14 protein-coding genes are annotated in these 13001 nt (G+C 68.8%); 6 read left to right on the forward strand and 8 right to left on the reverse strand.

Annotation, left to right across the window (positions count from 1 at the left end; all coding sequences use genetic code 11):
• The 5 genes from AC3ETA_RS23710 to metK form a co-directional block, all read right to left on the reverse strand.
• Positions 1 to 990, reverse strand: a 990-nt coding sequence (locus tag AC3ETA_RS23710; protein ID WP_432194906.1) for a homocysteine S-methyltransferase family protein, incomplete at its 3' end; no start/stop codon positions are given.
• Complete coding sequence (locus AC3ETA_RS23715; protein ID WP_432194907.1) at positions 987 to 1970, reverse strand: carbohydrate kinase family protein; 984 nt, start codon at positions 1968 to 1970, stop codon at positions 987 to 989. The genes AC3ETA_RS23710 and AC3ETA_RS23715, both read right to left, overlap by 4 nt.
• A gap of 53 nt (positions 1971 to 2023) precedes the next feature.
• The gene (locus AC3ETA_RS23720) at positions 2024 to 2239 is read right to left on the reverse strand and encodes an acyl-CoA carboxylase subunit epsilon (protein WP_432194908.1); all 216 of its coding nucleotides are present in this window, start codon (positions 2237 to 2239) and stop codon (positions 2024 to 2026) included.
• Positions 2236 to 3906: an acyl-CoA carboxylase subunit beta gene (locus tag AC3ETA_RS23725; RefSeq protein ID WP_432194909.1), complete on the reverse strand. Its 1671-nt coding sequence runs from the start codon at positions 3904 to 3906 to the stop codon at positions 2236 to 2238. Before AC3ETA_RS23725 ends, AC3ETA_RS23720 begins: the two co-directional genes overlap by 4 nt.
• A gap of 43 nt (positions 3907 to 3949) precedes the next feature.
• Positions 3950 to 5158, reverse strand: a complete 1209-nt coding sequence (metK, locus tag AC3ETA_RS23730; RefSeq protein WP_432194910.1) for a methionine adenosyltransferase — start codon at positions 5156 to 5158, stop codon at positions 3950 to 3952.
• A gap of 284 nt (positions 5159 to 5442) precedes the next feature.
• On the opposite strand from metK, the gene AC3ETA_RS23735 reads away from it, so the two are divergent.
• From AC3ETA_RS23735 to AC3ETA_RS23750, 4 genes are all read left to right on the forward strand, one after another.
• Positions 5443 to 5958, forward strand: a complete 516-nt coding sequence (locus tag AC3ETA_RS23735; RefSeq protein ID WP_432194911.1) for a GbsR/MarR family transcriptional regulator — start codon at positions 5443 to 5445, stop codon at positions 5956 to 5958.
• Positions 5924 to 6838, forward strand: a complete 915-nt coding sequence (locus AC3ETA_RS23740) for an ABC transporter ATP-binding protein (protein ID WP_432194912.1) — start codon at positions 5924 to 5926, stop codon at positions 6836 to 6838. Before AC3ETA_RS23735 ends, AC3ETA_RS23740 begins: the two co-directional genes overlap by 35 nt.
• On the forward strand, positions 6828 to 7604 hold the full coding sequence (locus AC3ETA_RS23745; RefSeq protein WP_432194913.1) for a DUF2705 family protein: 777 nt from the start codon (positions 6828 to 6830) through the stop codon (positions 7602 to 7604). Before AC3ETA_RS23740 ends, AC3ETA_RS23745 begins: the two co-directional genes overlap by 11 nt.
• Positions 7605 to 7915: 311 nt before the next feature.
• On the forward strand, positions 7916 to 8362 hold the full coding sequence (locus AC3ETA_RS23750; protein WP_432194914.1) for a hypothetical protein: 447 nt from the start codon (positions 7916 to 7918) through the stop codon (positions 8360 to 8362).
• Between the two features lie 25 nt (positions 8363 to 8387).
• On the opposite strand, the gene AC3ETA_RS23755 is transcribed toward AC3ETA_RS23750, so the two are convergent.
• Both AC3ETA_RS23755 and AC3ETA_RS23760 read right to left on the reverse strand, forming a co-directional pair.
• Positions 8388 to 9113 carry a sensor histidine kinase gene (locus tag AC3ETA_RS23755; protein ID WP_432194915.1) on the reverse strand — a complete coding sequence of 242 codons (726 nt, stop codon included), beginning with the start codon at positions 9111 to 9113 and terminating at the stop codon, positions 8388 to 8390.
• A 16-nt stretch (positions 9114 to 9129) separates the two neighbouring features.
• On the reverse strand, positions 9130 to 10005 hold the full coding sequence (locus AC3ETA_RS23760; protein ID WP_432194916.1) for a response regulator transcription factor: 876 nt from the start codon (positions 10003 to 10005) through the stop codon (positions 9130 to 9132).
• A gap of 303 nt (positions 10006 to 10308) precedes the next feature.
• Between AC3ETA_RS23760 and AC3ETA_RS23765 the strand changes: the two genes are divergently transcribed.
• Both AC3ETA_RS23765 and AC3ETA_RS23770 read left to right on the forward strand, forming a co-directional pair.
• On the forward strand, positions 10309 to 11397 hold the full coding sequence (locus AC3ETA_RS23765) for a sensor histidine kinase (protein WP_432194917.1): 1089 nt from the start codon (positions 10309 to 10311) through the stop codon (positions 11395 to 11397).
• Positions 11381 to 12046 (forward strand): response regulator, encoded by a 666-nt coding sequence (locus AC3ETA_RS23770; protein WP_432194918.1) that lies wholly within the window; start codon positions 11381 to 11383, stop codon positions 12044 to 12046. The genes AC3ETA_RS23765 and AC3ETA_RS23770 overlap by 17 nt, the downstream gene beginning before the upstream one ends.
• A 112-nt stretch (positions 12047 to 12158) precedes the next feature.
• On the opposite strand, the gene AC3ETA_RS23775 is transcribed toward AC3ETA_RS23770, so the two are convergent.
• The gene (locus AC3ETA_RS23775; RefSeq protein WP_432194919.1) at positions 12159 to 12929 is read right to left on the reverse strand and encodes a thioesterase II family protein; all 771 of its coding nucleotides are present in this window, start codon (positions 12927 to 12929) and stop codon (positions 12159 to 12161) included.
• Positions 12930 to 13001: the final 72 nt, after the last annotated feature.

The raw sequence follows: 13001 nt of genomic DNA on the forward strand, positions 1-13001 counted from the left end.
GGAGGCGGCACCGGGTTCGGGGCGCGGGTCACGGACGGTCGGGGCCAGATCACGAACCCGCTCCACGACCTGCCGCAGGTGCTCCGGCGTCGTACCGCAGCACCCGCCCACCAACGCCAGGCCGTACTCCCGCACGAACGACTCCTGCGCATCCGCCAGCTCGCCTGCCGTCAACGGGTAGTGGGCACCGCCCTTGGTGAGCTCCGGAAGGCCGGCGTTGGGCATGCAGGACAGCGGCACGCGCGCATTGCGGGCCAGGTGCCGTAGGTGCTCGCCCATCTCGGCGGGGCCGGTCGCACAGTTCATGCCGATCATGTCGATGCCGAGCGGCTCCAGCGCCGTGAGCGCGGCACCGATCTCCGAGCCCAGCAGCATGGTGCCGGTGGTCTCCACCGTTACCGACACCAGCACCGGCACGTCCACGTCCAGTGCGCTGCGGGCTCGATTCGCGCCCAGGACCGCCGCCTTCGTCTGCAGCAGGTCCTGCGTGGTCTCCACCAGCAGCGCGTCCGCGCCGCCCGCGATCAGACCCTCGGCGTTCTGCTGGAAGGCGTCCCGGAGCACGCCGTACGACACATGGCCGAGCGTGGGCAGCTTGGTGCCCGGCCCGATGGAACCGAGGACCCACCGCTGGTGTCCTGTCCTGACGGTGAACTCGTCGGCCACCTCACGGGCGACGCGGGCACCGGCCTCGGACAGCTCGTGCACACGGCCGGCGATGTCGTATTCGCCGAGAGCCGCGTGATTGGCGCCGAAGGTGTTGGTCTCCACACAGTCCACGCCCACTGCGAAGTACGCCTCGTGCACCGAGCGGACGATGTCCGGACGGGTCACGTTCAGGATCTCGTTGCAGCCCTCCAGCTGCTGGAAGTCGTCCAGTGAGGGATCCTGCGCCTGCAGCATGGTGCCCATCGCTCCGTCGGCCACCACCACCCGGGTGGCGAGCGCCTCCCGGAGCGCATGGACGCGTTGCCTCTGCTCGCCGCTCATGACGCGCTTACCAGCAGAAACTCGAGATCCTCGGCCGCCGAACGGCCGTAGGCGCGGTCGATGCGGGAGACGAGGTCGCCGGGGACGAGCTTGTACTCCTGTGTCCCCACCGACTCGAGCACCACAGTGGCGAAGGCGCAGCCGAGCTGGGCCGCTCGTGGGTACGGCAGTTCCCAGGCGATGCCGGCGAGGAAGCCGGCGCGGAAGGCGTCACCGACGCCGGTCGGATCGGCGATCGCCTCCGAGGCCACCGCCGGGATGTCCACGCGTGCGGAGTGGACCGAAAGGAGGGAAACCCCGTCCTCGCCGCGTGTGATGACCCAAGTGCCGACTCTCCTCAGCACGTCGGATTCGCTCCAGCCGGTGCGTTCCTGGAGCAGTGCCGCCTCGTATTCGTTGGTGAACAGCCAACGCGCCCTGTTCACCAGGCGCTTGGTCTGTTCGGCGTCGAGGCGGGCGAGCTGCTGCGAGGGGTCGGCTGCCACGTCGATGTCGAGATCGTGCGCCACCGCGGTGTGCCGCAGCATGGCCTGCGGATCGTCGGCTCCGACCAGCACGAGGTCGAGGCCGCCGACGGCGCGCTGTACGACACCGAGGTCGATGTTGCGGGCCTCGGCCATGGCCCCCGCGTAGAACGTGGCGATCTGGTTCTGGTCGGTGTCGGTGGTGCACACGAAGCGCGCGGTGTGCAGCCCTTCGCTGATGCGTACCGCGGACGTGTCCACACCGGCTGACCGCAGCTTGTCGCCGTACTCGGCGAAGTCGGCGCCCGCCGCCCCGACCAGGGTGGGGTGCAGTCCGAGCCGGCCGAGGCCGAAAGCGATGTTGGCACCCACGCCGCCTCGCCGCACATCGAGCCGGTCGGCGAGGAAGGACAGGGACACCCGGTCGAGCTGCCCGGAGATGAGCTGGTCGGCGAAGCGGCCTGGAAAGACCATCAAATGGTCGGTCGCGATCGAGCCGGTCACTGCGATGCGCACGGCGTTTCTCCCTAGGAGGTCGTGGGCCCGGTGCCGGGGCGGCGTGGGGCGGTTCACTCGGGCGGCTGCCACGTCGGACGTGGCACGGAGAGCCAGGTGCCTGCGGCGCGATGAGCTCCCTGACGAAGGGCCCAGCCGGCTCCCGGCCGCTTCAGCGCGGTTCGCAGGGCCTCCTCGTCCCGTGCCGCGAGGGAGAGCAGCACCGCGGTGACGGCGGCCAGTTCCTCGGGGTCCGGGTCGCCGCGCAGAACCCGTATGGCGGCGCTCATTGCGGCTGGTTCCCGTGTTTGCGGCTCGGCAGCGGCGCGTGCTTGGCCCTCAGGGCGGTGAGCGCGTCGATGAGCCGGGTGCGGGTGTCGGCGGGGTCGATCACGTCGTCGACGAGGCCTCGCTCGGCGGCGTAGTACGGGTGCATCAGCTCCCGCCGGTACTCTGCGAGCCGCTCGGCCCGGGTGCGGGCCGGGTCGTCGGACGCGGCGATCTCGCGTCGGAACACCACGTTGGCCGCGCCTTCGGCGCCCATGACGGCGATCTCGTTGACTGGCCAGGCGAGCGCCAGATCGGTGCCGATGGAGCGGGAGTCCATGACGATGTAGGCGCCGCCGTACGCCTTGCGCAGCACTACGGAGACCCGCGGGACGGTCGCGTTGCAGTACGCGTACAGCAGTTTGGCGCCGTGCCGGATGACACCGCCGTGCTCCTGGTCGATGCCCGGCAGAAAGCCCGGGACATCCACCAGCGTGACGAGCGGGACGTTGAAGGCGTCGCACATCTGGACGAAGCGTGCGGCCTTTTCCGAGGAGTGGATGTCGAGCACCCCGGCCAGGCTCGACGGCTGGTTGGCGACGACGCCCACCACCTCTCCGCCGAGCCTGGTCAGGGCACAGACGACGTTGGTCGCCCAGCGTTCGTGGACTTCGAAGTACTCGCCGTCGTCGGCGATCTCCTCGATCACCCGGCGCATGTCGTACGCCTGGTTCGGATCGGCGGGCACGAGGTCGAGCAGCGCGTCGCAACGCCGGTCCGCCGGGTCGTCCGTCGGTGTGGTGGGCGGGAGTTCGCGGTTGTTCGACGGCAGGAGGGACAGCAGATAGCGCACGTCGGTGAGACAGCTCTCCTCGTCGTCGTGGACGAAGGCGGCCACGCCCGAGGTGGCGGCGTGCACGTCGGCGCCGCCCAGCCCGTCGTGGGTGATCTTCTCGCCGGTCACGGCCTGTACGACGTCGGGGCCGGTGATGAACATCTGGGAGGTGCCGCGCACCATGAAGACGAAGTCGGTCAGGGCGGGGGAGTAGGCGGCGCCACCCGCGCACGGGCCCGTGATGACGCTGATCTGGGGGATCACCCCGGAGTTGCGGACATTGCGTTGGAAGATGCCGCCGTATCCGGCGAGGGCGGTGACCCCCTCCTGGATACGCGCGCCGGCCCCGTCGCACAGGCCGATCAGCGGTGCGCCGGCGGCCTCGGCCAGGTCCATGATCTTGTGGATCTTCTGGGCGTGTGCCTCCCCCAGAGCCCCGCCGAAGATGCGGAAGTCATGGGCGTACGCGAACACCCGGCGCCCGTCCACCAGGCCCCAACCGATGACGACCCCGTCGGTGTACGGCCGCTTCGCCTCCAGGCCGAAACCGGTCGCGCGATGCCGACGCCACGGCTCCACCTCGGTGAACGTCCCCTCGTCGAAGAGGAGTTCCAGACGTTCCCGCGCCGTGAGCTTGCCCTTGGCATGTTGTGCCTCGGTCGCCTCGGGGCTGGGGCCGCTGCTGACCCGTTCGCGCAGTCCGGCCAGTTCGGCGGTCCGTTCGCGCAGTGTGGGCACACGCGGCTGCTGCTGGGCGGGGGCAGGTGCGGAACGCGGAGCCGGGATGCGGGTGGGCGCCACCACGGTGAAGGCGTGCAGTGGATGCGCCGAGTTCCTCTCCTCGACGATGCTCATGGGCTGTCCTTTCGGCGGTGGGTGGACGTGTGGGGCGTACGTCCTACAGCCCGGCTGCCGCGCGCAGTGCCTCCACACGGCTTGTCCGCTCCCAGGTGAAGTCGGGCAGCTCACGGCCGAAGTGTCCGTAGGCGGCGGTCTGGGCGTAGATCGGGCGGAGCAGGTCCAGATCGCGGATGATGGCGGCCGGGCGAAGGTCGAAGACCTCGGTGATGGCCTTCTCGATGACGTGCTGGGCGGCGGTCGCGGTACCGAAGGTCTCGACGAACAGGCCCACGGGCTCGGCCTTGCCGATGGCGTAGGCGACCTGGACCTCGCAACGGCGGGCGAGGCCCGCGGCGACGACGTTCTTGGCGACCCAGCGCATCGCGTACGCGGCCGAACGGTCCACTTTCGAGGGGTCCTTGCCGGAGAAGGCACCGCCACCGTGGCGCGCCATGCCGCCGTAGGTGTCGATGATGATCTTGCGGCCGGTGAGGCCGGCGTCGCCCATCGGGCCGCCGATCTCGAAGCGGCCGGTCGGATTGACCAGCAGCCGGTAACCGTCCGTCTCCAGATTCACGCCACTCTCTGCGAGTTCCTTGAGGGAGTGCTCGACGACTTGCTCGCGGATGTCAGGTGTCAGGAGCGAGCCGAGGTCGATGTCGGAGACGTGCTGCGAGGAGACGACCACGGTGTCGAGACGGACCGGCTTGCTGCCCTGGTACTCGATGGTGACCTGGGTCTTGCCGTCCGGGCGCAGATAGGGGACGTCGCCGCTCTTGCGGACCTCGGCCAGCCGGCGGGACAGCCGGTGGGCGAGACTGATGGGCAGCGGCATCAGTTCGGGTGTCTCGTCGGTGGCGTAACCGAACATCAGGCCCTGGTCGCCGGCGCCCTGCCGGTCCAGCTCATGACCATCACCTTCGACCCGTGCCTCGTACGCGGTGTCGACGCCCTGTGCGATGTCGGGCGACTGAGCGCCGATGGAGAGGGAGACGCCGCACGAGGCGCCGTCGAATCCTTTGGCGGACGAGTCGTAGCCGATGTCGAGCACGGCGTCGCGCACCAGGGTGGGGATGTCGGCGTACGCACTCGTCGTGACCTCACCGGCCACGTGTACCTGGCCAGTTGTGATCAGGGTTTCCACCGCGACGCGCGCTGTGGGGTCCTGCGCAAGGAGTGCGTCCAGGACGGTGTCGCTGATCCGGTCGGCGATCTTGTCCGGATGGCCCTCGGTCACGGACTCCGAGGTGAAGAGCCGAGAAGACATGCGGTTCTCCCGTTCGGGGCGTGGTTGGTTCCTGGTGCACCGATGGTCGGAAGGTCCGCGGAGGCGGGGCAACGGACGGCGGGCCCGGTGTCCCGAAAGGAGTAGCGCGCCCCCACCACCTTCGACGTAGCGGCAGGTCAGAGCGATGCTCTGGGGGAATCCACCTTCTAGCTTCGAAGGGCACGCGGTCCTGCGGAAGGTTTCGCACTCGCAGCAACAGCAGAACGACTAGTACGTGCTGTCTGTTCAGTGTATTCTGAACAAACCAAAGGGGGTGAAGGTTGATGACGGGAACGACGGCCACTTCGGAGGAGCTGGAGTTCGTCGAGGCAGTCGCTCTGCAACTGGAGCAGCAGGGTTTGATCCGCATGTCCGGCCGGGCCATCGGCTGGCTGCTGATCTGTGACCCGGCCGAGCAGACGCTCGGTCAGATCGCCGAGGCGCTCTCCGTCAGCATCGGCTCGATCAGCACGGCGTTGCGGCACCTGGTGCCCAGCCAACTGGTCGAGCGGTTCCGCAGGCCGGGAGAACGGGGTGACCGCTATCGCATCAACCCTCACGCCTGGATCGAGCACGCCATGACCCAGGCCTCCAGATACGGCGAATTCAAGCGGGTTACTGCGCGCGGACTGGAGTTGCTGGCAGACGAGCCGCCGGTACGGAGCCGGCGTCTGCAGGAGATGTACGACTTCTACGAGTGGCTGGAACGCGAGATGCCCCTCGTCTGGAGTCGCTGGGAGCAAGAGAAGAAGGAGCGGATGCAGCATGACCCCTGTGGCGCTGGCCGAGGGACTCAGTAAGTCCTACGGGAAACACAAAGCCCTGGATGGACTCTCGCTGAGCATCAACCAGGGGGAAGTGTTCGGTTATCTCGGCCCCAACGGTGCGGGCAAGACCACGACCATCCGGCTGTTGCTCGATCTGATCCGTCCCTCCGCGGGCCGGATGGAACTCTTCGGCAAGAACCCGCGCGACGGCGGCAGTGAGCTCCGCCGGCGTGTCGGATACCTGCCGGGCGAGCTTCCGCTCGCGGGGCGGGGCAGCGGCCTGGAACTCCTGGAGTTCCTGGCCAAGGTCCGTGGCGGGGTGGACAAGGCCACGATCCCGTCGCTCGCCGAGCGGCTGAACGTGGACCTCAAGCGGCCCGTGCACAACCTGTCCAAGGGCAACAAGCAGAAGGTCGGCATCATCCAGGCCTTCATGCACAACCCCGACCTGCTCATTCTCGACGAGCCGACGACCGGTCTGGACCCACTGGTCCAGCAGGAGTTCCTGGCGATGGTCCGCGAAGCGAAGCAGAACGGGCAGACCGTCCTGATGTCCTCGCACATCCTGTCGGAGGTGCAGCACGTCGGCGACCGGGTGGCCATCATCCGCGGCGGCAGGCTCATCTCGGTCTCGGACGTCGACACCCTGCTGGAGCAGGCGCAGCGCCGGGTGGAGATCCGGTTCGCGGACCCCGTGGATCCCCGCCACTTCGCCGTCCTGCCAGGTGTGCGTGACGTCGACGTCCGGGCCAACACGCTCAGTTGCACGCTCGACGGCGCGGCCGACGCGCTCGTCAAGGCGGCTGCTCAGCACACCGTGGTCAGCCTGGTGTGCGAGGAGCCGGATCTCGAGGAAATCTTCCTGCACGCCTACGCGCAGGAGCCCAAGGAGGAGATGCACGGTGTCCGCTGAACCACTCGCCGTCTTCGGCAAGGCGCTGCGCGATCAGCGCCGCGGCCTGATCTTCTGGGCGGTCGGACTGGCTCTGGTCACCCTGATGTACACCTCCAGCTTCGACCCGGACAAGGTCACCCAGGACCCCAGCGGCTTCCAGAAGGCTCTGGCCTTCGACGACCTGTCGACCGGGCCCGGCTTCCTGCGGGCCACGATCCTCGGCATGATCGTGCCGCTGCTGCTCCTCGTCTACGTCACGATCACCGGCTCGAAGTCGGTCGCCGGCGAGGAGGAGACGGGTCTGCTCGACCTCTACCTCGCTCAGCCGATCGAACGCGGCCAGCTGCTGGTGCAGCGGTTCGCCGCGACGTGCCTGGCGGTGGGGGGTTTCTCGCTCGTCGTCCTGCTCGAACTCGCGGTGCTCAACTCCGCGCTCGACATGAAGGTCGAGTTCGGCAACCTGCTCGTCACGGTCGTCGGACTGGCCTTCCTCGTGATCACCTTCGCGGCGGTCGCCTTCGCGACCGGCGCGATCACAGGACGCCGTACGCTCACGCTCGGCGTGACGGCCGGCTACGGGGCCTTCTCCTTCATCGTCAACGCGCTGGCGACCCAGTCCGAGGCGATCGAGCCGCTGAAGTATCTGTCCGCCTTCCACTACTACCTCGGCGGCAGCCCGCTGCGTGAGGGCTTCGACCCGGCCATGCTCGTGCTGCTCATCGCTCCCGCGGTGCTGTTCGGACTGGGCCTCGCCCGGTTCAGGAACCGCGACCTGAACGTCTGACCGGCGTTCGGACCCATCACTCTCGGCCGCCCTCCTACATCCCCCGGGGAGGGCGGCCGAGGCGTAGGGGGAGACTTCCATGAAGACCGGGGTCGCGTTCGACCCCACTCCGGCGGCCTCAGCCCTTCGGCTCCGGGGCAGCCGGGGCCTCGCACAAAGAGCCGCACCACGTCCCTCCCGTGACACGGTGGCGCGAAAGGCGGTTCGCCTTGTGTCATCGATGAATTCCGTCGCGCAGGAGAGCCGTGCAGGCAGTGTCCGACCACCTTTCCGATCTCCTTCGCTGGGCGTGGGCGCGTCACGCCAATCCTTTGAGCTGGTACATCAGGCCCCTGTTCTTCCTGCCGCTCGCCTACTTCGCATGGCGCCGCAGACCCTGGGCGCTCGCCCTCACCTTGGTGGCCCTGCTGACGAGCTTCTTCTGGTTCCCCGCCCCGGCTCATCCGGACCCGCGGATCCAGGGAGTGCTCGACATGGAGCGGGAGTTCCTCACCCGGCCGAACCCGTTCCAGGTCCTGATGCTCTGTCTGGCGCCTCTGCTGCTCACGGGATTCTGCGTTGCCTTGTGGCGTCGCTCCCTGGGCTGGGGGATCGTCGTCTTCGACGCGGCGGCCCTGGCCAAGATCGTGTGGACGGTCACCGAAGCGGGCGCCGACGGAACGGCGACCTATGTGCCCGTCGGCGGCGGTGCCCTGCTCGTCACGGTGCTCCTGGTGACCGTCGCTCGCCGGACGGGGATCAGCCTGGCCCTGAGGTAGCGGGTTGCCCCCTCGTGCGGCGATCTCAGTCCGCGCGCGGCAGAACCGCGACCGCGCGTAAGCCCCCTGAGGGTGCGCGGCCGAGTTCGAGACGCCCGCCGGAGGCCGAGAGGAGGGCGGCGGCGATGGTCAGTCCCAGTCCGGTCCCCTGGCGCCCGTGTCCTGCGGTGCCCCGCCAGAACGGCTCGCCCGCATGGGCGATCTCGTCCTCCGTCATGCCCGGCCCCTGGTCGCAGACCTCCACCCGGATCTCGGCGGGCCCCTCGTGGACGGTGACCAGAACACCGCCGCCATCCGGCGTGACGTGCAGCGCGTTGTCCAGAAACACGTCCAGACACTGCTCCAGGGAACCGCGCACCTGGGTTCCCGTGACCGCGATGCCGTCCAGGCACAGCCGTACGCCGCGCGTGGCGGCCGTGACGTGCCAGGCGTCGACCCGGGCGGCGGCCACGCCGAGTGCGTCGACCGTCTCCACCGGGGCATCGTTCTCCTGCTCGACGGTGCCCCAGGCGAGAACCTGCTCCAGTACGTCTGAGAGACGCTCCACTTCGTGCAGTACGCCGTGGACCTCACGTCTCGTGGCCGTGTCCGACGCCCCCGGGAGCCGGTCCAGCAGGAGCTCCAGGCGCAGGCGTACGGAGGACAGAGGCCCGCGCACCTGGTGTGCGGCCGCCGCGGCGACCGTGGGGGAACTGCCGCTGGGAAGGGGCGGCACGGGAACCGGTGCGGGGGCGGGCAGGCTGATCGTCATCGTCGTCGGTCCTGTCTCAGGTATGTGCGGCTGTCGGGACCGCCAGCCGGTAGCCGACCCCGCGAACGGTCTCGATCCACCGCGTGTCGCCGAGCTTGGTACGCAGCGAGCCCACATGGACGTCGAGCGTGCGGGTCGATCCGAACCAGTTCTCGTCCCACACGCGGGACATGATTTCCTGGCGCGCCACGACCGTGCCGGGCTCCTCCAGCAGCATCGTCAAGAGGTCGAACTCCTTGCGGGTGATGCGTATCTCCTCGCCGCGTACGAACACCTTGCGGGTACGTGGGTCCAGTTGGATCGGGCCCGCCCGCAAGGGGTCCTGGGCGAGCCGAGGTTGTTCGCTGACGGGCTGCTCCGCGGCCGACTGCGACCGCATGACGAGTGCAGGTGCCGGGACAGCCGCGGTGACCGGCGAAGTCGCCGCCGGGACCATGGCCGGTGCCACGGCCTGGGCGGGAATCAAGGAGGGGAACACCGGCTGGTACGACGGTACGGGGGCCGCGGCGGAGGTCTGGCTCGTCCCGTGCACGGAGCAGCCGCCGGCCCGTCGGAGAATGGCCCGGATCCGGGCCACCAACTCATGGCGGCTGAAGGGCTTGGCGACGAAATCGTCCGCGCCCATGTGCAGGGCCATGACCCGGTCCAGTTCCTCGGTCCGTCCGCTGAGCGCGACAACCGGTACGCACGACACCTCGCGGATACGACGGCACACCTCATGACCGTCGAGGTCCGGCAGGCCGAGGTCCAGCAGTACGAGGCCGACGTGCGCGACATGGTCAAGTGCCTCGGCCCCGGTGTTGACGCGTCGGGTGCGGAACCCGTGGACGCCCAGTGCCTCTTCGAGCGCTTCGGCCATCCCGTCGTCGTCCTCGACGATCAGAACGTTCATGTATCTGATGCCTCCCCCGGCCGACAGATCCCCTCTCGCGGTACCGGAGAGCGGTTGTGCGCTGTCTCGCTGATACGAGGTTAATAATACTGGTCGACCGGTATCAACAAAGAGCGGAGTGTCGGCGCCCAGGGAGGCATCACCGGATGTGTCTTTCGGGGTACATCGCGCGCCGGACCTGGACCGCAAAGGTGATCTTGACGCCTTCTTAACGTTGCTTGCTCAAGCGGTCGATGTAGTCTTCGAAATTCAGACACAGGTGCAATGAGGATGTGTTCACCTGGTCAACGGGGGTGTCTCAGCATGGAGACGAAACAGGGCATGCGCAGCAGTGCCGCTGCTGTGCTGGAACGCCGTATGGACGAGATCCTCGCGGCATATGACGCGGCACTGCACAGCACCGACTCTTCCCTGCTCAGGGGGGAGCAGAACGCCGAACGCTATCTTGCCGAGGCGCGGCGGATCATCGCTCACGTCATCTCCGAGCTGCACCGCGGAACCTACCTGCCGCACGGTACGGACTACTTGGGCGCGGACGCTCCGCAGCCCGGTGGTCCGCGTACCCACCCGGTCGAGTCCGGGCGCGCCGCGGCGGCGCTGTTCGACGCGGTGGTCGTCGTACTGATGGACGAACCCGAGGCCGGCCGCCCCAGTGCGGCCGAGACGGCCGTCCTCTTCTCTCTGTTGCACCGGCAGATCGTGGCCAGTCACACGGCCCGGTCGGTGGCCCACATCGGCTATCTCCTGGAGCGCATCGGCAGTGCGCACAACGACGAACGCCGACGTATCGCGAGAGAACTGCACGACGAGGTGGCCGGCCACCTGGGCACCGCCCTCAACTGGTTCGAACTGCACGAGCTGTACCAGCAGGAGCAACCGGCCCTCGCGCAGCAGAAGCTCGATGCTGCTCGCGCGACCGTGCGCGAGTCACTGAGCAGCCTGCGCGATGTGATGACGGGCCTGCGTCACCGGATCGACACGGCGTCGCTGCGCACGGCACTCGACCGGGACCTCGAGGGTATGGGCGAACACGGCGCCGAGGTACGGGTTTCGGTGACGGGGGACGAATCCTGGCTGCCGCCCGGAGTGGCGGAGGAGCTCTTCCTCATCGTCCGTGAGGCACAGCGCAACGCAGTGCGCCACGCCCGCGCCACGCTCATCACCGTCGAGGTGCACGTGGCACCCGGCGAAGTACGCGCCGCGGTCGAGGACGACGGCGTCGGGTTCGACCCTGTGACCACCGCGCCCCGTGGCCACAGCGGAGTCCTCTCCATGAGGGAACGTGCCGAACTGCTCGGCGGCAGCGTCGCCGTGGAGTCGCAGCCGGGCTGCGGCACACGCGTCTTGGCCTTCTTACCGCTGAAGGGGGATACGGGTGGCGATTCCACGTAGACCGATCAGGATCCTCATAGCCGACGACCACACGCTGTTCCGGGAAGGCGTGACGGAGATTCTCACGGCGGCCGGCGGCGTCGAGGTCGTCGGCGAGGCCCACAGCGGAAAGGACGCCTGCGAGAAGGCATCCGAGCTGCGTCCTGACGTCGTCGTCCTCGACGTCGAGATGGCCGGCCAGGGCGTCCGCGAGACCATCCCCCAGCTGCGCCGGGTGTCGCCGCGTTCCCGTGTCGTCGTGCTGACGATGCACGACGACGTCGTACTGGCCCGGGAACTGCTCGCCCTGGGCGCCAGCGCCTACCTCGTCAAAGGGTCGACGCGCCACGAACTGATCTCGGCGATCCACAGTGTCGTCGTCGACCGCGGACCGGGTCACGTGATTCTCTCTGTGTCCCAGCAGGGCCTCGCTCGGGTCAATCAGGCCCCGGAGGACGTCCTCTCGGAACGCGAACGCGAAGTCCTGGCCCTCACCGCGGATGCCTTGAGCAACTCCCAGATAGCCCGCCGACTGAACATCGCGGAGGGGACGGTCAAGCGCCACCTGCGCAACGTCTTCCGGAAGCTCGGAGCGGTCTCGCGACTGGACGCGGTGAACAAGGCGGTGGCGGCGTCGCTCATCCCCGCGCCGCAGCCGAGGGATGACTGAGCAGGCTCACCTCACGCTGTGATTCTCCTCGTCCTCGGCGCCGTGATGGCGTGCGAGGAGGACTCGGTCGTGGACACATGCGCAGCAGCCGGCCGGCGGTGAGGGCTTCAAGTCAGGGGATCGTCGCGGCATGGAGATCCCCCGTGATGTCCGTGACCAACTCGGCACGGCAGGAGTTCAGGAAAAAGTGACCGCCCGGGAACACACGCAGGCGGTAGGCGGACGCGGTGTGCTGCTCCCAGCCCTCCAACTCGCCGGGACCGAACTCCGGGTCGTCCTCGCCGCCGTAGGCCGTGACGGGGCAGGGCAGCGGTGCTGCCGGCGTGTGGACGTACGTCTCCAGCAGCGTGACGTCCGCGCGGAGCACCGGCAGGTACAGGGCGCGCATCTGAGGGTCGTCGCGGATCGCCGGCGGGATGGCGTTGAAACGCCGGTCGAGTGCCTCCAGGAGCAGGTCGTCGGGGAGTTGGTGGACGACGGCGTGGCGGAGGGCCAGGTGGGGGGCCGAGCGGGCGGACACGGTGAGGTGGACGGGCTCCTTGCCATGGGAACGGCGTAGTTCGCGGGCGAGTTCGAACGCGATCAGCGCGCCCAGGCTGTGGCCGAACAGAGCGTACGGGCCGCCCAGTGCGGGTCCGAGGACGGCCGCCGCCTCCTTGACCAGAACCGGCACGTCGGTGCGCGGCTCCTCACGGAAGCGGGCCTCGCGGCCGGGCAGACGGAGGAACCAGGGCTCGACGGTGTCCGGCAGCAGATCGCTCCAACCTTGGAAGGCGGCGGTGCCGCCTCCGGCGTACGGCACGCAGATGAGCCGGAGGAGGGGGGCGGTGCGAGGAGCGGGGCGCAGGACCCAGCGGTCGAAGTCGGACAGGGCCGTGGTCATGGGAGCACTCCAGGGAGGAGGGGCGGCGCCGGCGGCAGAGGGGTGGTTTCTGCCGCCGGCGCCGCACTGCGG

It is taken from the genome of Streptomyces sp. bgisy027 (assembly GCF_057710365.1).